General features: G+C 40.9%; 11 protein-coding genes and 2 pseudogenes. 1 reads left to right on the forward strand and 12 read right to left on the reverse strand.

Annotated features, from left to right (window positions below):
* Positions 1-84 precede the first annotated feature (84 nt).
* Together D0T85_RS23255 and D0T85_RS20150 are read right to left on the reverse strand one after the other, a co-directional pair.
* Positions 85-883: pseudogene (locus D0T85_RS23255) on the reverse strand (glycoside hydrolase); the annotation flags it as partial.
* Positions 874-1,311: pseudogene (locus tag D0T85_RS20150) on the reverse strand (hypothetical protein); the annotation flags it as partial. The pseudogenes D0T85_RS23255 and D0T85_RS20150, both read right to left, overlap by 10 nt.
* A gap of 898 nt (positions 1,312-2,209) precedes the next feature.
* Between D0T85_RS20150 and D0T85_RS20155 the strand changes: the two are divergent.
* Positions 2,210-2,917: a hypothetical protein gene (locus D0T85_RS20155; RefSeq protein ID WP_163215314.1), complete on the forward strand. Its 708-nt coding sequence runs from the start codon at positions 2,210-2,212 to the stop codon at positions 2,915-2,917.
* Positions 2,918-3,044: 127 nt separating this feature from the next.
* On the opposite strand, the gene D0T85_RS20160 is transcribed toward D0T85_RS20155, so the two are convergent.
* From D0T85_RS20160 to D0T85_RS20205, 10 genes are all read right to left on the reverse strand, one after another.
* Positions 3,045-6,326, reverse strand: a complete 3,282-nt coding sequence (locus tag D0T85_RS20160; protein ID WP_163215315.1) for a hypothetical protein — start codon at positions 6,324-6,326, stop codon at positions 3,045-3,047.
* A gap of 110 nt (positions 6,327-6,436) precedes the next feature.
* Positions 6,437-9,577, reverse strand: a complete 3,141-nt coding sequence (locus D0T85_RS20165) for a hypothetical protein (protein WP_163215316.1) — start codon at positions 9,575-9,577, stop codon at positions 6,437-6,439.
* Positions 9,578-9,590: 13 nt separating this feature from the next.
* The gene (locus D0T85_RS20170; protein WP_163215317.1) at positions 9,591-11,093 is read right to left on the reverse strand and encodes a hypothetical protein; all 1,503 of its coding nucleotides are present in this window, start codon (positions 11,091-11,093) and stop codon (positions 9,591-9,593) included.
* Positions 11,094-11,135: 42 nt separating this feature from the next.
* On the reverse strand, positions 11,136-12,056 hold the full coding sequence (locus D0T85_RS20175) for a FimB/Mfa2 family fimbrial subunit (protein ID WP_163215318.1): 921 nt from the start codon (positions 12,054-12,056) through the stop codon (positions 11,136-11,138).
* Between the two features lie 115 nt (positions 12,057-12,171).
* A complete protein-coding gene (locus D0T85_RS20180) occupies positions 12,172-13,536 on the reverse strand; it encodes an Mfa1 family fimbria major subunit (protein ID WP_163215319.1) in 1,365 nt (454 codons plus the stop codon).
* Between the two features lie 105 nt (positions 13,537-13,641).
* Entirely contained in the window at positions 13,642-15,279 is a 1,638-nt protein-coding gene (locus D0T85_RS20185; protein ID WP_163215320.1) for a hypothetical protein, read from the reverse strand.
* Between the two features lie 94 nt (positions 15,280-15,373).
* Positions 15,374-16,900: a DUF3868 domain-containing protein gene (locus tag D0T85_RS20190; protein ID WP_163215321.1), complete on the reverse strand. Its 1,527-nt coding sequence runs from the start codon at positions 16,898-16,900 to the stop codon at positions 15,374-15,376.
* A 17-nt stretch (positions 16,901-16,917) separates the two neighbouring features.
* Positions 16,918-17,514, reverse strand: a complete 597-nt coding sequence (locus D0T85_RS20195; protein ID WP_163215322.1) for a DUF3575 domain-containing protein — start codon at positions 17,512-17,514, stop codon at positions 16,918-16,920.
* A 3-nt stretch (positions 17,515-17,517) separates the two neighbouring features.
* Positions 17,518-17,847: a hypothetical protein gene (locus D0T85_RS20200; RefSeq protein WP_163215323.1), complete on the reverse strand. Its 330-nt coding sequence runs from the start codon at positions 17,845-17,847 to the stop codon at positions 17,518-17,520.
* Positions 17,848-18,651: 804 nt separating this feature from the next.
* Positions 18,652-20,661 carry a transketolase gene (locus D0T85_RS20205; protein ID WP_163215324.1) on the reverse strand — a complete coding sequence of 670 codons (2,010 nt, stop codon included), beginning with the start codon at positions 20,659-20,661 and terminating at the stop codon, positions 18,652-18,654.
* Positions 20,662-20,715 lie beyond the last annotated feature (54 nt).

Raw genomic sequence — 20,715 nt, forward strand, 5'->3', positions numbered from 1 at the left:
CTAATAAAAACTCTGCGTTAATCTGCGTAACTCTGCGGTTCAAAACCTCATTTCTGTTTTTATTTACTGGAACAAAAATATCGGTCAAAACCCATACACCACTGTTGTAACACTCCCAGCATCCAGTTCCACATTATTATGTACATCTACAGTGGCTTCTTTCAAATTCTTGCTACTTGTAGTGGTATATGTAGTAACAGATTTTGCTTCTTTGCTCCAACCTTCGTGTGTTTCGACCAAGCGTACACCTTTGTCGGATAGGTTTGTATAAACTGCTACTACCTTATCTCCATCGGGCGAAATCCATGCCGAACCGAAGAAACTGCGTGACTCATTCAGTGTCATGTTGATGCGACGGTAGCCCGGACGGATAAAGCGGCTATAGTTACCCAACACCCAGAGTGTAGGCGTAGCCTGATAAGTACCTTCTTGCTCAATATCGCCATACTCGCCACCGGCAGGAACCAATGAGATGAGTAATTTCGTTATTGGTCCATCCACTCCCCTCTTGACCGCTATCCCAGTTGTATTGCGGTTCGTTTACAGGAGAGATGTGAGTTACAGGATAGCCATCACTGATATATTTTTTGGCAACCTCAGTCATATAATCGGCAAAATCATCGTAACAATCCGCCTTTAAGTTAGATACGCCGCCACTAGCCGAGAAGCCTTTACCATTCGATGTATATTGTACAGGAGGCGTATTGCTAAAGAGCACAAAGTTTTTGCATCCAAACTCCTTGGCGCGACGCAAGAAATAGCGTTGTCCCTCACACTTATTCCAATCGTAGGTAAGGTTATTGGTAAGGTAAGATTCTGCTCGGCGGGCTTTTTCTTCAATGCCGCTGGCATCTCCCTGCTCGGCTGTTCCGCCGGCGATGCTGTGAAGGTAGGATTTTCAAAGTCACCATCCAGCGTTACAAGCACATCGTGCGATACCGAACGGCCGCCTACGTCTGTTACAATCACTTTAACAGTAAATTGCTCGCCAATTTCGTTGGCTTGTACCTTAAAACTGTACTTCAATTCGTAGGTTTCGAGTGGCTCATCATAAATTTCGATCAAGTCGATTGTTTTGTTCAGGTAAAGATCGGCACATACCAACCCAATAGTAGAAATACCGTCTTTGTCGGTTACAGTTCCCTCAATGGTAAACTGGCGCCCTGCTGCTGTTTGAATGTGGTCGGCCGTTAAAGCAATAGCCGGACTTTGTCCGTCTACATCCTTATATCCGTCGTCGTCACTGCATCCTGTAAAGGAAACTATCACACACATACATAGCATTAAAAAGGCTAATCTTCTTTTGTTCATGTGTATCAGATTAATAATTAAACTATAAATAATTAATTCTCAAAATTTGCTTGCGCATTTAGTTATGTAGAGCAAATGTAGATGAAATAAGGTGTAGGTACGGATTAAGAATCGTGCACGTAAGGGTGTTAAATCGTGCAATGAACGATTTACTGACTATGAAATCAGAATTTAGGGTATGTTTTGTTTTATTCTATAGAAAATTATCAATTGCCGTCTGCTTTAGCTGACGGTCTAAAAGGTATAACAATTTGGGCTTTAGCCAAACTAAATCAACTTTGGCTAAAGCCAAGAGAGAAATCTTTCTAACAACCGTCAGCTAAAGCAGACGGCAATTGATAGAACTTAACAGCCCTGCCCTATATGGGGATTCATATGATTCATATCAATCAGCCTACAGGAAATCTATAGCGAAAATACTGCCATAAGTCTCATAACCGCCACAACTAACTAATTACCAACAACTTAACCTATGACATTTCGCTAAAAAGTAAAACATAAGTACCATTTGAAGTATCATAACTCATGCTCATAGTTCTTTTATCCCGGTAGGATAAAGCCTTTCTCCCGGTAGGATAAACGGTTTATCCCGGTAGGATGAAGGCTTCATCCCGGTAGGAGAAAAGCTTTATCCTACCGGGATAAAAGCGCAGGTCAATTGCCAGTAAAATATCTTTCTATATAGACCGAGGGATCAATGCTATATAGCTTCGGGGGTCGATGCTATATAGAACAATGGTGCTAAGCTATATAGACCGAGACCGCTCTGCTATATAGCTTGAACAAAATGATGAACTCTGTGGTGAAATAAGTATTGCTTTTATCATTGTACAAAGACTATAAAGTGTTATTTTTGCAATACACCAGATACAGTTAAAACAAACCAAAATAATAGAACATGAAAAGTACCAACGAAGCTTTAAGAAAACGCGGCCTTGCAAACAGTTTGGATATATCTTTAGCCAAAAAGCTTTCTGTTGAACAGTTGTATGAGAAACTATTATCGTTTCTTCCGGTAGATCGTTCGGCAGCTGCATTTGCTTTACAACATAAAGAATGTGATGAAAACGAACGTACTATACGACTTCTTGATGCTCTGAAAATTGAAAACACCCTCTACCCTAAACTGGCTATATGCAAGTCTCTTGAAAGTGGAAACAGCACTACTGCTTTACTTATGTGTAACTATCTGGGCAAAATAGGTAACAATCAACTTCAAGCTGTTCCGCCAAGAACATCATGGAAGAAATCGTATCCTTTGCCCAGAGATATTATTGCACGCACCTTGGGTAAAATGAATAAAAGCATTTTTGGATTGCTATTGGCACAGGCCGAGGATATGCCCCAAGAACAATTGATTGAAATACTGGATGCCATTGGATACATGGCTTTCTATAACAATGAGGTAGGCACAAGCAAAAACTTTGCCACTATCCTCCGACTTTACTATAAATATAAAAACAATGAACTGATTGTATGGAAATTAATTATGTGTTGTTCCGGATTTCATATAAAGGAAAGCATTGAGTTCCTGAACGAAGTTAAAAGCGACAATACAACAATACAGGCAGAAATACGACGCAGCTTGCGGGCTGTGAATGTATAAAGGCGCGAAGGCATAAAAGCGCGAAGGCATGAAAGGCGGAAGGCGCGAAAGCTTTTACCCTTTCGCGCCTTTACCTTTCGCGCTTTCATGCTTTCGCGCCTTCGCGCTTTCATGCCTTCGCGCTTTCTTAATCAAACATCGGATCTTTTTTTAGTGCAGCAAATGGATAAGTGGTTGAATTATGTTTAAAATGATCTGTAAAATGACTGCCATACTGTGCCGCACGTATAATATACGATAAAAGGTTGCCTAAGAAACGGCTTGCCGATCTGTTGGCAGCATTGCTATCATCTATGTTATTGGGTGAAAAAGAACTATCACTAAACAGTTGAGATTCGCCCAGATAAACAATTTTTTGATCGGGATCGATAAACAATACAATACCATCTGCATAATCTTTTTCGGATAAAACGGCTGTACCTGTTGGGGTAACCGATGTTCGGGATATAGCAGAATGTACATTGTCCATGTCTGTAATCTTATTATCCATGTCGGCTAACATTACCTCGCCAAAAGGTCCGTGGTTATATAAATAGTAGAGAACCCTCTTTCCCGGACTGTTTATCTCGAATATAGCCTCATTGCTTGAATGGGTATTGTCAACATATCCTGTGGCCGAGTTCAGAGATTGAAAAAAATTGAGAGCGTTGCTACTACTATAATCCTGAATAATAAACATTACACCATCTGTTTTTTGCCTCCACAACTCTAATTCGTTACAAGCGGCTTGTGTCCAGTTATTTTTTGTATAGCCGGCATGCACATAGTTGTATCCTAGTTCGGATATCTTTTGCGGACTACCGGTTGTAGCATTAAAATTATCGACCGGATATTTATCATCACCTTTGGGTACTTTAACAAAATCGGCATAACACTTAGCCGAAGCCGATGTTGAAAAGTGCGCACTGTTGTAGTAATCAATAATACGTTTTGAAAAAGACCCATCGTTGAGCGAACTATATGCTTGGCCTCCTACTGTATTGAGAATATTTATTGTTCGCGGACTTAACGCTTCTTGTTTTACCTCTATTACAGAAGAGAATTCGGGCATGTTTTCGAGCGAGATTTTCAAAGTTAAAACCGGTTGAACTTCGACTATGGGAAATAATAGTTTATCGAACCCAACTTTAAGAGTTGTGCTTGTTTGCCCGGTTATTTTTTCGTTCTTTTCTGTTAACTTATTAGCACCATCATAGATATAGCCTTTGTGAGGCATATAACCATATTCTTCCGAAGTGGTAAAGTTTTCTATAATCTCTGCCTGCCATTTTGAACCTTTTGGTATATCTATTGGAATATCTTTTACTTGGCCTACTTTACTAATAATTGTTGTTGTTGGAACATTGAACACCATTGTTTCTTGCAACACAGCCACTTTTTTACATTTCTGTTGGTCGGTTGCTACAGCAGCAAGGTTATCGCCCCAATATACCACCAACTCAACACCATCAATAATATTGTCAGTAAAGTTATAATATGGATATTGTGCATGTGGTGTACCTGCATCAGTATTGCCTTTAGGGTATACGGTTACACGGTTCAATGTCGAATTCTTATCTACAAGCAGTACAAATTTAGAAGCGTTGGCACCTTGCAACTCGGCTCCCCAACTATTGTAGTTGCCATTGGTATCGGTACCGGGGTGTACTTCAAGTTCATATCCTTCGCCAGGAATGGCATTTGCAATTGTTTTAGGCGCACCATTGCCTTCGAAGCGAAGTTCGGTTAGCTCTCCCAGATCAATAGAAATACCTACCGATGCTGTTTGTTTCAGTATAACCACACGGCTGTAGCCCGGTTCGTCTTTCAAAGATACAAGTACAAAGCCTGCCATCAGTTTGTTGGTGAGGTTATCTTCGGTTACATATATATTCAGGTTGTCGCCCGATATGCCCGAGGTGGTAAGAGCAGTTGCATCGTTGGCACTGAAAGAAAAACTACTGCCACCGGCATTGTATATTTTGGCTTCCCAGTTTTTTGAACTGCTTACATTTACAACTCCGGTAAAAGGAGTAGATTTTGTGGTAGGAAAATTGTTAATGGCCGTTTTGTCCAGTTTCAGGAAGTGGGCTAATTTAGGTTCTTGAATAACCTGTACGGTTCCTTTAAGACCAGCAAAACTGATGTCGATAGTACCTTCGCGTTTAGAAAGACTGCCCAGATTGGTTGCGGTAATAGTGAGGTCGTTTCCTGCAAGGGTAGCTGTTAATCCGCTGGGAAGATTTGGCGACATAGACAAAACGCCTTCGCCTTGAGTAAAGATAGTGTATTTGCGTGTTCCACCATCTTGTGCAAACCGGATAATCTTAGATGGTATGGCAAGGGTGTTTTTACCATCGGTAAGAATCATTCCCTCTTCGTCGAGCCCCCAGTTGTTGATGTTTATTTCAAGATTAGGGTCGACGGTTGAGTTAGCTGCTGCTTCTTCGGTAGCAGCTCCGCTACCTAATACACTACGCACAGTTACTTGGTATACGTAATTGCGTTTAATACTCTGACCGGATTGTTCGGGATGTATATTGATGCGATAGTATTGAGTTGTACCACCCCCTGAAGGCTGAACACCAACAACCAGACAAGTGGTTTTTTTATCGCCTGCTTTAGGATTGGATATATAGTTTTCGAAAGCATAAAAACCACCTTTACGCTCGCGGGTACCTGCTGGAAAGGTAATTCCGTAAAAGCGTCCCGGGTTTACGGTTTGTACTTCCGATGCATTGCTACTCGACAACCACAAAGGGGTTGACGAAGCATTGTTCCAAATAGATACCGACGACAATTCATAACCACTATCCAATATCTGTATATCGAAACGCGATACGGCCCGGGTTAGTTTAAGGGTAATAAGCTGGTTGCCGTCTTTTTTTTCTGTACGGCCGCTCATTACCAGGTTGTCTTGTTTTAGTATCTGGGTAGCATAGCCGTTTGTAACTTTATCCAAGTAAAGTGTGGCACTTTTTATAACCTCTTCTTCGGTTTTGCCTGTCAGGCTATTTAAAAAGCTGTTTAAAGAGCCGGCACTGAGCGTTGAAGAGTTTATAAAACAATCGTCAATATTAGCAAAAGCCAGTATTGAATAGTTCCCTGTATTTATATCGTTGTAGTTAAAAGCAAACTGTCTATCGAGTACTACCGGGCCATCTATTTTATAGTACCCTTTGTAGCTTGTCGATTCGTCGGTTGCTTTAGTAAAGAACAACAAATACAAGTTGTTAACCTGATTTTCGCCTTGTAAATGATCTACTATAATAGAACGTGTATCGGTTTGCAACCCCGATCCGTTCGGGTCTACCTCAACCTTCAGGCTTATTGCTCCGGTTTTTGCAATTATATCGTCCGGATCTTGCCGGCACGACATCAAAGCCATAACCAACACAAGTATTCCATATAAAATGTTTCTTTTCATCATTCTTATTCTTTATAAGAGTAACAAAGATACTTTTGGTTTTAATCCCGGCACAAAGATGCGCTTTGTGTTCCTCACCCGGCAAAAGCACTCTGTTACTCTCTGTTTTTGTATTATCGGCTGTGTTTACTGTTATAGCGGGCGTCGTCGGTAAAATCGTTGGTAAAAGAACTACCATGTAACGCTGCGTTCAGTATATAGCTTAACAAGTTTCCAAGGAATCTGTCTCTATCGTTTTTAATGCTTGTACTGTAACCGTTATTAAAGAACTGACTTTCGCCCAGGTATACCAACTTATTGTCTGGGTCTATCACTAACATTGCATTACCGGCACTGTTTACTATTACCGGTACAGCATTACTTGGATAACTCCAAAGGCTTGTAGATACACCATCTACTGTAAACGATAACGAAGCAGCGTTATTTACTCTACCAAACGGACCATCGATTAAAAGATACTTCATAATATTCTTTTTAAGACTGTTTGTACTTGTTAACAAAGCAGTGTTTATTTGAATAGGTTTATCTTTTCCATCTGTGGCTTTATAGTTCAGTTTTACCAATGTTGATTGTGGGTTTGTAAACTGATCGCCTTCCGCGTCGCATACATATACCACTACTCCATCGTTTTGCTGCCTCCAGTCTTCAACACTTTTAAAGCGTGCGCTTGAGTATTGATTGCTTGGGCGTCCACCCGCATGTACATAACCATACTCGGATGATATTACTCCCGGTTCGGATCTATCTGCAACTTCGGTTATTGTAATATTGGGTAGTTTAACACTGCCATTTGTACCAAAGAGCGATTTACTTCTTAAGAATTCGTTGTAGCCCGAGAAATAATCGCCCGAACCACCTAACGATCCCCACGAATCATGGCACACATCCATCACTTTGAGGGCACTTTGGGCAAGTGGTAACTGAAGCACTTGAATGGTTTGACTGATGCTTGGCATAGTGCTTAAGAATACTCTTATCTTCACAGTTGGCACCATGTTTACCAAAGGAGATCTTAAAGCATCGAATCCTACTTTGAACGATCCGTTTGCACCTTGATTAAACAAACTAGTTTCTCTGTTTCCTCCTGTTGACGCTTGCAGGTAAGCCAGATGCGGATTAGTAACAGAACCCGAATTCCAGTTTTCGATAATTTCGGCACTCCATTGCAGATTTGATGAGTTTACATTAACCGTTATTGTTCCGCCTGCGGTAGGTATCTGCCCGTTAAAATAAACAGTAAGCATTACAGCTTCCTGAATGGCAGGTATCGTCATTACGTTGGTTCCACTTGTAATTTTAATGTTCGAGTACCACTCGGATGCAGTTACATTTTGTGTGTTAGCCCTTACAGTAAATCTGCGTTCGGTAACTTTGGTAACAGTAAATTTATCGGCATTGCCACCATCCATCTCCACAGTCCAACTTGCACCACCGGTGTCTACAGTAAACTCGTACATATTGCCTACAGCAATTAATTTATTAGCAGGCGAAGCATCGGCATGGAATCTTACTTCGGATGCCGATGGTGATATCTGGAACACCGTTTTTACCTTTTGTATTAAAGGAACAACAACCGAGTAATTATCAGGATCTTCTACCAACGATACCATAACAAATCCGCTACGCACATCATTAGCGTAAGGATTATCGCCGGTGGTATAAACCTGAAACGTATCTCCATAAGGATTATTGATCGATTCTAAACGTGTTACAGCCGTTCCACCAGACAGGAAAGAAAAACCGGGATTATCCGGAGTATCATCGGTATTAAATATTTCGGCCACCCATGGTCCCGAAGCAGTAACGGTTAAGGGTCCGTCGGGTATACCATAACGGCCTATTGCGGCAAAGTCGGCCACATAGTTTCTGTCCAGGTAAAGCATTTTTTCGTTTAGCGGTTCCTGAATCATATCTATTGTTCCGCGCAATCCGGCAAAAGCCACTTCGATGCTTCCGCGGCGTATTTCTTCACCAGCCGGAAGTTTAGTAGCTGTTACTTTCAACGTGTTTCCTTCAATAACAGCTGTAAATCCGGGAGTAATACCATTGGCTTCCATTGGCAAATCTTTCTTTGTAATTTCCAACACTCCGTTACCTACGGTGTAAATTGAATACTCGCGCGAGTCTCCCTGCGGATCAAACCTGATGTGCTTTACCGGAAGCCCCAATGTGTTTGTACCGTCGGTTAGTATCATTCCGTTATCGTCCAGGTTCCAATTGTTTACACTAACCAACAATTCGTTTTCGTTTTGGGTCCATGCTTCGTACTCGGAATCAGCGCCTTGACCTGTTACACTGTTTACGGTTATCTGGTAGGCATGGTTGCGCATAAGCTGTTGTGCTGCATCTTGCAAATGCACATTTACCCGATAGTATTTTATAGTACCGGGAACAGCGGTTGCTTCCATACCTATAATTAAACAAGTGGTTTCGGTATCGGTTGATGATGGTTCGATTACCGTGTTTTCGAAAGCATAAAGTTTGCCTTTAGTTTGTTCGGTGGTTATTCCTTTCACACCATAAAAACGTTCCATCCGGCTTGGTTCAACAGGAATGTTTTCCCACACCGGAGTTTCTATTGCAGCAGCCCATATAGATACAGACGACAGTTTATGTGTAGCTGCCCGATTGTAAACATCGAAACGAGAAACACCACGCTTAAGATGTATAGTAGTGGTAGCATCGCCAGCCATACAAACGGTTCGGGCACTCATAAACAGGTTCGAAGAGTCTATGGCATGTGTATCGTCGGCCTCGTTTGTTCCGGCTCCTGTTACTGTGAGCATTGTTTTATATAGTGCACCGTTTTCTGTTTGATGTTCGAACTGATTCAGGAAAGCACTTATGTTATCTGCATATCCATTGCCTGCACCCAATGCAGATTCTTCTATATTGGCAAGAGCCAGAATAGTGTAATTATTTGTATTGTTTAAATTACCACCATGGGTTAGAGTTGTGGGTACAACTATGGTAGAAGTCATGCTTAGCTGAGCTTCCGGAACCTTATAATAACCCACAAAAGAACCTGTACCGTTTTTATCGTAATCGAAGAATACCAGATAAAGTGAGTTTACATTTTTCTCTCCTGCTTCCGATGGTACTGAGGCCCGTGTTTTGACTCCGGTTTCCAAGTCGTCAACAACAATATTCAGATTAAATCTGTTGCCTTGCGTATATTGCTGATCCATTTCGTGTTGGCATGCGTTTAGTACCAACAGTACTATGCATAATCCGTATAATAATATCTTCTTCATTAAGATAGGGGTTTTATAAATCTGTTGGAATATCACCTCCATCTTCCCAATCGCCATCGTCTTTGTTAAGTTGATGGATGGCAATTTCAAACTGAAGGTTTCTATATTTCAATATCACTACATCCTGGTTTTCCGACTCGGTGGCAGAATATCTTCCTTTGGACTTCACCACTAGTTCTGCATTTCCGTTGCTCGAAGTTAGTGTTACCTCGAAACGATTATTGGCAATGCCATTGGTTATAGTGGTTTGAGCACCGTTTGTATTGTCTTTAAAATCCAACGCAAAATTATCAGTATCTTCTCCTCTATAGGTTATATTGATTTGATCGGTCGATCCGGCTTCTCTGTTTAGTATTGCCACTTTCTTATTAACCGACACATAGTATGTACCGCTTACGCCTATTTCTACATCGGCTATATTCCAATCGAGTATTACCACATTGAGGTCGATAGGAGCACTTTCGGCTGCCTCGGTTATTGTACTGTAGCCCGGGCCATGTACTGCATTTATCTTTAACAGGTATTTCCAGTTTCTGATAACCGGACGAAAGTTTGTACCGTTGAGCAAAAATACCGGATAGTACGATGGCTTTTTAGGTCCTGCTTCGCCAAGCTGATCGTAGTACCCTTCAATAATTACACGTGTACATTTATTGGTGTTGCCACTACTATTTGTTACTATATTATTATCGTACATAAACAACTGGCTGGTAATGGCATCGTAGGCTATAACATCAGGAGCAGTTCCTGTTTGTGTTTCGCCTATCCGGGTTGCAGTAAGTGTATTTAATATAGTTTGCATGCCGGTTGGCGTTTCGTATTGTTGTGGGGTAGTACTTGGTTGCTTTATAGCGGATATGTATCCCTTATCGGCTGCGTAAAAAGCATGTAGTTTTGTTAATTCGAGTTTGCTTGTAGCGGTATTTTTTTCTATTAATAAATCGACCGAAGCTACCGAACGTAACAGTTGCGTGGTTCCCCAGTTTGCTACTCCGGTTGGCGAAAGGGTTTTCCCCTCCAACAGGGCACTAGACATAGGTAATGGCTGAAAGTTTGCCGAGTTTACCAGCCGGGCCGGGTTTTCGTCGATTAAAAGCCGTTGAAAGTCTTCCCATTTCTGATTTGAAGCCCCCCACTCTGCCGATGCTAACAAGGTTGTAATATAGGTTGCCGGGCAGTTGGCAAGTACTGCCACATCTACGTTAGTATGAACCGAAGGCACAGTAGCCCGGTACATATTTCCCGACGATGGATAGGCAGGACGTGTATAAACAAATTTTTTAGTTCCCGAATCGAAGGCTATTAAATCCAGCGTGAGGATTCTTCTTTCCTCATCTGTTCCGGTGGCAGAAGGATATGGTACGGCTTCACGTGTTGTTCCTGAGGCGGTTTGCACGATTTTCAATTCTACTTCATTGTCTTCGGCAGAATTTCCGGGTTCATAGCCTTCGACCTTTTCATTGCATGAGATCCCCATGAATGATATGGCTAACAAAAGGGTATAAATCTTCTTCATTATATATATGTGCTTTTGTATATTCTTTACTTAAATAGCAAATTAAATTCCACCGGGTTCTAATATCACGTCCCAGTTATTTATTTTTATTAAAACAACAGCTCCAAAACTGTTTTTTGTGTATGTGAGCGTGTATTCATCCCACCGGTCAAGATCTTCATTGGTATTTATTTCCGGATGTTTCATTAACTCGGACACCAAGTGCTTGCTAACGGTGCTTCCTTCAGTACCGTCCCAGCCCAGAGTCAGGTTTAAATCATCATCCTGAAACAAGCGCATTACAGTAAAATTAGCCTGAGTGCCATTAATAAGAGATGTATACCGGGGATTATATTGTAGTGGCAATGATTCGGCCACGCAATTATTTTCAAGATTATAGCTGCCGTTGTATCCGGTAATCAGTGCATAACAATCTGCATTCCGTGTTTCGGCAGTTTCTTGCTCCATTATTACATGAATGGTATTTGTGTTTTTTATTAATTCAACCGTATGCTCTTCTACTACACCCTCGAGTATTTCAAAATCAATGATGCCGTGAAACAAGGAAGCAAATTCATGGCCTACTTCGCCACCCTCGCCACACAGAAGGTCGAGCTGAAAATTGGTAGGATGTCTTGGATCGCGCCAACCATAGTGACGCTCGTCAAGGTTTCCCCAAACTGCTACACGATAGTTTCCGGGAGTCAGCTCCATGTATAAACGGTTATCAGTGTCCAGTTCGTTACACGAAACATCTTTTGTTAGAATATGTTTTCCTTGCTGAGTATAGAAAAAGAGTGCTATATCACTCACTTGTTCTGCAAACAGATCTCTGTATTTAGTATTTAACGTGTATGTAAACCGCAAGAATGTTCCTGTAGGGCGGGTGCAATTATAAGTATCATCGATACATCCGCAAAACAGAATTATAGCGGTAAGAAGCACGCCGACTTTACCAAAGGGTATTTTATTAAATATCTTCATGGATTTTGTTTTAACTTGCGATTTGTAAGATAAATAGTTGCATGATTAGTCCATGGGTGGGAGAACAGAAGCATTTCCCACCCATGAATTGTGAAGTGAATATAAGTGTCAGGGATTAGATACCACCAGTTTGAGTAACAGTACTCCAATTTAAGATAGTGATTGTTCCTTGTACCCATGCTTTGGCTCCAAGTGGAGTTTCTTTATCAGGAACTACACCTTTAGGAGTATTAGCACCAAGATCGCTAACAGAATTAATGGTTACACCATAGTAGTTATTACGTGCTGTTGTGAATTTGGCAACACGGGTACTTTGAAGTTCATCTTGCAAGAAGAATGCATAGTAAGCTTCACCATTATTATACTCAATAATTTCTGTATATGTATTACCATCGTTCAAGTTGGTTGTTAATGCTGCCAAAACAGCTGATGTAGGCGCTGAGTTGAAGAACTTTTTCTTATAAACAATTTTTTTGTCGGCAGTAGCAGCACACCAGAAAGTAGTTCCTGTAGGAATAGCCGAACCCAATTCAGTACCATCTGCACCATTATAGCAATAAGTTGCTTCAGGAGAGAAAGTTCCTTTCAACAATACAAAAGTAGAGTTACCTTCTTTGGGAGTTTTGTTGCTATTTTCAACTAAATACACTATGTTACTTTCTGCACCATCGGCATTAACCCAACCTGTAGTCATTGTAAAGTCTCCGGGCAAAGTTGGGAAGTACTTTGTTTGATCTACAACATTAGGATCACTATAAGTAGTGAAGTAAGGTGCCTCCAATTGAGTACCAACGTAGTTTGGCAATGCATACATTTTGTTAGGATTGTTTGCACCCTGATATTTTACATTGCCCAATACACCTGTAGCAGGTTGTTGAGTTGCCCGATCGGTAGCTTCGAACAATGTTTTCAACTTAGCCATGGCACGGCCTACTTTCAATTCAACAGGGTTTTTTGTAGCTGCTTCTGCTTCGGTTGCTTCAACCAGATTTTTAGCAACAGGATCACCAAGTGTACTCATCAAGAAACCACTAGGACCTGTAGTAATAAAACCAATGTTTGTTAAAGGAATCTCATTGTTTAAATGAGCTGTTACTGCTGCTAAAGTTGAGTTTGCAGAAAACACAGGAGCAGTACCCGGATGGTTTACCAATGCATGAAAATAGTGAGTACCTGTTGTTAATTCTACCGTTTTAACATTTGTTGTAGGGGCAAAATCAACTTGTTTAACAAGTCTTTTGCTAGCATTAAAGATGTATAATGTAGCTTTATTTATCACACTTTCAGCAGCTGTAGGAGTAGAACTTAAAGAAATTGCTCTTGTTGAGTTGGCTTGCTGTGTCAATACAATTTCGGCTACAGTAGCTTTTCCATTAGGGATGATTTCTGCACCATCCAGATTTTCTTCGTTTGAACAACTTGTGAATCCAGCCATTAAAGTGGCACAAGCTAACATTACATACTTAAAATTCATTTTCATTTTCATTTTTTGTTGTTATTAATAATAGATATTTAATTGTCAATAGGCAGTGGCATCCGCAGTTGACAATTGATTTTTATTTTTTTAATTCGAGCATGGAAGGAGTTATCGCTCCAACACCTGTTTTAAGTTGTAATCCTGTATCATTTTACTGATTTCCGGATCACGTTCGGCACGATCTATTTTAGCCGGGTCCAGTCGGCATGCTTCCAGCAAGTGATCAACTGCTGCCTGCTTTTCTTTTAAACGGTAACATAAAATAGCAGCCAGGTAATGCGTATTTGCCGTTTGAGTAAGTGTACCAAGCAGGTTGTAAGCCCGGCCATCGTATCCTAAACATGCAAGGGCAAGGGCTGTATTATAATCCTGATATTCATTTAAAATGAATAATGCACCTTGGTAATCGCGGTTACGAAGCTGTTCGAGCGCACGGGTGTACTCACGCCGTTGCTCGGTTGTAAAATCATTGTTACCAAGCAAACTTCCATCGGCCAGTTCGTCTATTGAAGAAACAACATACGTTAGTTTATCGGTATACGCTATTTTATAATGGCTTCTGTCTGTTGCATTTACCATACCGCTAAGCCGTAACGACAGGTTTTTTACTCCTGCTACAACCGGCAATGTTGTTGTATAGCGGTATGTATAATCCTTTTCCGGAACAATTGTAGCACTGTAGTGTGCTTCGGGCCGGTAAGGAGTGGGCACCATATAATGGAACATTTCTTCCTGACGGGCTCCTCTGGCTTCGTTGGCAGCAACCTTTTCGTGAAGCACAAATTCGGTAGCAATATGAAGCGAGTCTGCATCCTGTGGTAATAAAGGTTCCAAATCTTCCGTGTTTATACCTTTCAGGTAGATTTCGCGGTAGCGCGCCGGTACTGCTTCTACAGTAATTTGTTTGCGAACAGGCGAAGAGTCGATTATTTTTTTCCGCTCCATACGATACTTTATACCCAAAGCCGAAGTGTCCTGATGCGTGGCAAGCTGCCGTGCAAAAGCTACCTGATATTTACTATCATGTTTCCGGAGTTTCTGCCGAAGGTTTTCGGCTTGTTTTATGTTATAAAGATCGTATCTGGCTTGTTCTTCGTTCCGCCATTCACGGTATTCCTGTATAAGCGACCACCGCTGATAGTATTGCCCAAGTTCGTTTTGGCGCCTGCGATTAAGTTCCTTGTTCACCCCGGTATGATCAACAAAAACCGAATCATAAGCCGAAGGATCAACAATACTATTCAGGTAGTTTTTATATCGTTCGTAATCCTGTTTCTGGAGTTCAATAAAATTCTTACCCCGAAGCACCACTTCGTTTAATTGTGTAACAGAATCTCCATACAACAATTCGGGCACAAGTATGATCTGAAAATCGTCCGACAAGAACCCTGCTGGTACGTGTATCAGGAAATCTACATTTATATATCCTTCGCGTACAGGAGCAAAGCGGGCGCGCGAAGTAACGGTTACCTCGGATAGTGTGTATATTTTATTGGTATCCAAACCCAGTTCTTCGTTCTTCGTAATATCTTTTTCTTCCGGTAGAAACTCATTGCGAAAAGTAACCTGTTCGGCAAGCACCCTGTTATCAGAGGTTTTATTACCTGGATGGGATATACTAATATGCTTGCGTTCCAGAAACAGGCGTTCGGTAAGATGCCTCTTTCTATCTGTATTACTGTTACAGGCCGCAAATAGACATAGTAACGCCACGATATATACGTATCTCAGATTTTTTTCGCTCATTGTTTTCTCTCTCTCTTAAACCGGAAATGCACTTTGACATTTCCACCTCTCATTGTTGCTGGTAAATTCCAACCCAGCTTATTTCAAATATGGCTTAACGGCCTCTATTAGTACGCTTAAGTTCGTCTTCGCGTTTTGTTTGAAGCTCTTTCAAATTATGGGTAGCTTCTTGTATACCTGCAACCGACGCTTGTTTCAATAACTCTTCGGCCTTGTCTAATTCACCACGAAGCATATATACAACACCTTTGTTGTTCCACGCAGCAGGAAGATTAGGGGCCTTCTCTAACATGCGTAAGGCTGTGTTTTCTTCCGAATTCTGAATCAATAAAGCAGCTGCATTATTCATTGCCACAGGATCGTTTTCGTAATACTTCGGAATAATTTCCATTAGTATTCTATTGTATTCGGGTGTATCTTTTCCATATTCTACTGCTACACGATAAAGTTCGGCCTGCGATAAGTTCTCTGGATTGGTATTCATTAAACTACGAGCCTCGGCAGTGGTATAGTTACGAACTTTATAATCAATCTGGTATTCTACACGACGCAACTCCGGAAAAATATCCCGTAACAACTGCCCATAACTTGATAAACCTTTCAGCTGTTGCTCTTTTGCATCGTAATCACTGCCATTGTCTATTATACGCAGAATCAGGTCTTTTTGTGGAAGATTACTTCCTTGCACTGCCGCTTTCAGGCCTACCCAGTCTTCGGGTACCCAACGAACCGTAAATATGTTGTCGGAAAGCATGTAGCGATTTCTAATATAATCTTTCAACGCAGTTGCACGATCACGGGAAAGCGACTCGTTAGATGCATAACGACCCTCGGGCGATGCATATCCTTCAATAAATAATCCGGTTATCTGACTGTCCATGTTGCCCATTACTTCAACAAGCGCATCATTAATTTTGCCCAACTCTACCGGGTTCCGCCGAAAATCGGGCAGAATAACCGAACGGCCTACCTGAAAGTCTAGAAATGCACTTCCCTGGCGGTTTCGGGTTTTAACCTCATCAGCGGGAGCAACCAAAGCTGCAATCAGTTCCATTTTATAAGGTTCTCTAACAGCCATCTCTACCCGGCTATCAAGTTTATAAGTATACAGGTTCACCTGATCGCGACAGCCTATCAATTCCTGACGCAAGTACAAAGAAGCTTTATCCATCCACGATTCATACGGCAAGGTGATGTAATAAGTAATATGTTCGTCTACATACTTATCAGCATTAACAAGTATCTGTGGAGGTTCATATTCCGAAAGCCATTTTCTACTGGCCACAGCAAACCAACGTTGATTAATATCTTTCCGTTTCTTGCCATTTACTTGTATGTACGGCAATTCAACCAGGTTTTTGTTTCCTCGCAATTCGGGTGTAAAAGTCATACTGGAACATGTAGGAACAGCGTTTGCTTCAACACGAATATTAAAACCTACTATAAGACTATCGTTATGTTCACGGAAATGGGTTGACTCAACCAAAACATCTCCCTTATAATCCTGTGCCGAAACAGGGAAAGAAAAGGTTATAAAGAAAGTCATAAAGGTTATAAAGCTCATAGAGCTTATAAAGTTATTTCTCATTTTATAATCCTTATTTTTATATACTATCTTCATTTCTTTATCCACTTTATCTACTTTATAATGTAAATCAAACTTATACCTACCTTGGTTATCCCTATATAGTTTAAATGATCATCTTTTATTTTAGAACCACATGCAGGATATTCGTATTGATTGTAGTCAAGATAAGCATACCCCAAACCAATGGTGGTTTCTAAAGACCAACGGGTTGAGAGTATTCGCTGATACCCCCAGGATATGCCTCCACCTACAAGCCATCCTCTGTAACGATTTGCTTTTGTTGCATTGAGTGGACCTATATTACCCACATTATAATCAGCATAATGTGCATGAACTCCTAAAAAATGTCCGGCAAAAGATTCGCAAAGCCAATAACGTAATTCGGGTTGTACCAAAATATGCTTCCACTTACGATTATTACCAAATTCGAACGGGTTGTAGTTTACTGGTAAATCAAGCGTATACCGTTTACTTAGTTTGAATTCAATTCCCAGGTTAGGACCAAGAGTTAAATCATATAAGAGATTGCTTTTCACTGCTATGTTAGGAGTAGCATTGTATAAGCGGTGTCCTGGTAACTCTTGAGCAGAAGTTCCTAACGCCAGATTGAAAATTAATATGAATATAATTAGAATGCGCGTATACATGATTTATTGTAATTGGTTCGAGTTTATGTTATCAAGCCATTTCTTATAATACCGGTTAAATTGCCGGATATTACGAGGAAATTCTAATTTAATATCTCTGGAAATAGGCAATGAATCAATAGAATGACCCATTTCAATCAATAAGTCGGATAAAGCGGCATCATTCATTGGTATAATAATGTGTCGATTACCATCCAGATAAGTTTTTAAACGGAGGTATGCCAGAGAAGTTAATAACCCTCTGTTTTTGGCCCGGGAAGAAGTAGTGTTTACGCAAGCGCTATTTATCTTATGTATAAGGTAAATAACAAAAAGATTTTTTTTGTCTAACATCGCATTACAGTCGTTAAATAACCGTCCGTCTCTTATAAGGAGACGGACATTTTTGCATTTAACGGAATAATTCCCAACACAAAAAAGCCTGTTAGGATAGTTTTAAAGCGACTTTATGAAAAATAGATAGGTTATAAGCGCAATATTAGATAAGTTAAATTGGAATGATTACAAAGTAGAAACTATTATCCCGAAAAGATAGTTACACCATACAAGTCAATAATATGTATATTTTATCTTATTTCGCAGTTATGATGTATAAGGAGAAAAAACGGCGTGTTTAATATTGTTACTTACGTCCATTCATTTCCCATAAAAAATAGCTAAAATAGTTGTGTATTTCATCTACAACTAGTATATTTGCATCACAAAATGTCCGTCTCCTTATAAGAGACGGACATTTTGTGTTTAAATAATTCTCAACCAACAACAATGCTCTACCAAGCAAGCAAATCCCCATGCCAAGGGCATTATTCACCTACAATCAAGCAACAATATTTCTAAAATATGTAATAACTTATCGAATTGTCATTTTTAATTCAATGAAAAGTAACTAATAATTACACGCATAAATTATATCGGACAAACTTTTTTTGTATATACCCAAGTAATGTTTTGGGTTACCCAAAGTTATGCAAATAACATAAAAAAAGAGGCTATCTCGTAATAGAACCCAAATTCTATTGTGAGATAGCCACGATGAAACCTTTTTTCTCATCGCGATGAGAAAGTTTTCTCATCACGATGAGTATTTGTTCTTATTACGATGAGTATTTATTCTCATCGCGATGAGAATAATTCAAGTTAGAACATTTCCTTCACTTGCTTATAAACATTATCGGCAGTGAATCCTAATTTCTCATCCAACACTTTGTATGGTGCAGAGAAACCAAATGATTCTAAACCAAACACTTTACCGTTGCTTCCTACAAGTCCCTGAAGATTTACAGGCAATCCGGCAGTAAGACCGAATACTTTTGCACCAGCAGGAATAATTGATTCCTGGTATTCTTTGCTTTGGCTACGGAATAATCCTTCGGATGGAGCAGAAACGATACGTACTTTCAAACCATCTTTGCGAAGCAATTCGGCTCCGGCAACCAATGTAGCTACTTCCGAACCGGAAGCTACCAGAATTACATCTGGGTTTGCATCGGCACCAGCAACAATGTATGCACCTTTAGCAGCCTGCGAGTAATCTGTGCCTTCGGGAAGTTTGGCAATGTCCTGACGTGAGAAGATCAATCCGGTAGGAGTTGAAACGTTCTCCATGGCCAGACGCCAAGCTGCGGTTGTTTCGTCAGCATCAGCAGGACGAAGTACAAGCATTGAATTGTGTCCTTTGTGGTTTTTCAGTTTCTCCATCAAACGGATTTGAGCTTCCTGTTCAACCGGCTCATGAGTTGGGCCGTCTTCACCTACGCGGAAGGCATCGTGTGTCCAGATGAATTTCACCGGAAGTTCCATCAATGCAGCCATACGAACCACTGGTTTCATATAGTCTGAGAATACAAAGAAGGTACCACAACCGGCAATTACACCACCGTGAAGAGCCATACCTACACAAACTGCAGCCATAGTAAGCTCGGATACACCCGCCTGGAAGAATGCACCACTGAAATCACCTTTGGTGAAAGCATGTGTCTTCTTAAGGAAACCGTCTGTTTTATCAGAGTTAGATAAGTCGGCAGAGGCAACAATCATGTTTTCTACCTGAGTAGCTAAAGCACCTAATACAGTTGCCGAAGCATTACGGGTTGCAGCACCCGGTTTTTGTTCGATAGCAGCCCAATCAACTTTGGGAGCTTTTCCTGAGAAGAACTCGGCAAACTTAACAGCCAGTTCTGGGTTTTGTTTAGCCCACTGTTCTCTTTCTGCATTCTTATCAGCAACAATGTATTTCAGTTCTTCTGCACGGGCAGCATACATTTCTGCTACTTCGGGGAAGATAACGAAAGGATTGTCAAGATCACCACCCAGATTCTTAATGGTGTTTTTATAAGCATCGCCACCCAGCGGAGCACCATGAGTATCGCAACATGCTTCATAACTTGTTCCGTCGGCTCTGAGAGCACCTTTACCCATTACGGTTTTTCCAATAATCAGGGTTGGGCGTTCTGTTTCTTTTTTAGCTTCGTTCAAAGCGTCGCGAATGGATTGGGCATCATTTCCTGCGATATTTATCACATGCCATCCCCATGAACGATATTTCTTTTCTACATCTTCGTTAGTTACCGCATCGGTAGCTGTAGAAAGCTGAATATCGTTTGAATCGTAAAACATAACCAGGTTATCCAATCCCAGTGTACCGGCTATACGGCCTGCACCTTGTGAGATTTCTTCCTGAATACCACCATCGGATATATAGGTATATATAGTTTGATTCATTACATCACCAAAGCGTGCTTTCAAGAACTTGGCAGCAATAGCAGCACCTACAGCATATGTATGGCCTTGACCTAACGGACCAGAAGTATTTTCTACTCCACGCATTATGTCTACTTCGGGGTGTCCTGGTGTTGGGCTTCCCCACTGACGGAATTGCGACAGTTCGTCCATGCTATATTTACCAGTCATTGCTAATACTGAATAAAGCATTGGCGACATGTGTCCGGGATCAAGGAAGAAGCGGTCGCGTGACTCCCAGGCCGGATTAGCGGGATCATACACTAAAAACTCAGAGAAGAGTACGTTGACAAAATCTGCACCACCCATAGCACCACCGGGATGCCCTGACTTTGCTTTTTCAACCATTGAAGCAGCTAGGATACGGATATTATCAGCCGCACGGTTCATAAGTTTAATGTCGTTCATAATTAGTAATCTTTAGTATTTGTTTTTGCAAAGATAAAATATTAAACGCTAAGT

This window comes from Bacteroides sp. 519 (genome assembly GCF_010500955.1).
Taxonomy (GTDB): Bacteria; Bacteroidota; Bacteroidia; order Bacteroidales; family Bacteroidaceae; genus Bacteroides.

What these genes read in the sequence shown, in the direction of transcription:
- D0T85_RS20175 (WP_163215318.1), bottom strand. Translation starts at nt 12,056, where the DNA reads ATGAAGATATTTAATAAAATACCCTTTGGTAAAGTCGGCGTGCTTCTT.
- D0T85_RS20180 (WP_163215319.1), bottom strand. Translation starts at nt 13,536, where the DNA reads ATGAAAATGAATTTTAAGTATGTAATGTTAGCTTGTGCCACTTTAATG.
- D0T85_RS20195 (WP_163215322.1), bottom strand. Translation starts at nt 17,514, where the DNA reads ATGTATACGCGCATTCTAATTATATTCATATTAATTTTCAATCTGGCG.
- D0T85_RS20190 (WP_163215321.1), bottom strand. Translation starts at nt 16,900, where the DNA reads ATGAAGATAGTATATAAAAATAAGGATTATAAAATGAGAAATAACTTT.
- D0T85_RS20185 (WP_163215320.1), bottom strand. Translation starts at nt 15,279, where the DNA reads ATGAGCGAAAAAAATCTGAGATACGTATATATCGTGGCGTTACTATGT.
- D0T85_RS20200 (WP_163215323.1), bottom strand. Translation starts at nt 17,847, where the DNA reads ATGTTAGACAAAAAAAATCTTTTTGTTATTTACCTTATACATAAGATA.
- D0T85_RS20160 (WP_163215315.1), bottom strand. Translation starts at nt 6,326, where the DNA reads ATGATGAAAAGAAACATTTTATATGGAATACTTGTGTTGGTTATGGCT.
- D0T85_RS20165 (WP_163215316.1), bottom strand. Translation starts at nt 9,577, where the DNA reads ATGAAGAAGATATTATTATACGGATTATGCATAGTACTGTTGGTACTA.
- D0T85_RS20205 (WP_163215324.1), bottom strand. Translation starts at nt 20,661, where the DNA reads ATGAACGACATTAAACTTATGAACCGTGCGGCTGATAATATCCGTATC.
- D0T85_RS20170 (WP_163215317.1), bottom strand. Translation starts at nt 11,093, where the DNA reads ATGAAGAAGATTTATACCCTTTTGTTAGCCATATCATTCATGGGGATC.
- D0T85_RS20155 (WP_163215314.1), top strand. Translation starts at nt 2,210, where the DNA reads ATGAAAAGTACCAACGAAGCTTTAAGAAAACGCGGCCTTGCAAACAGT.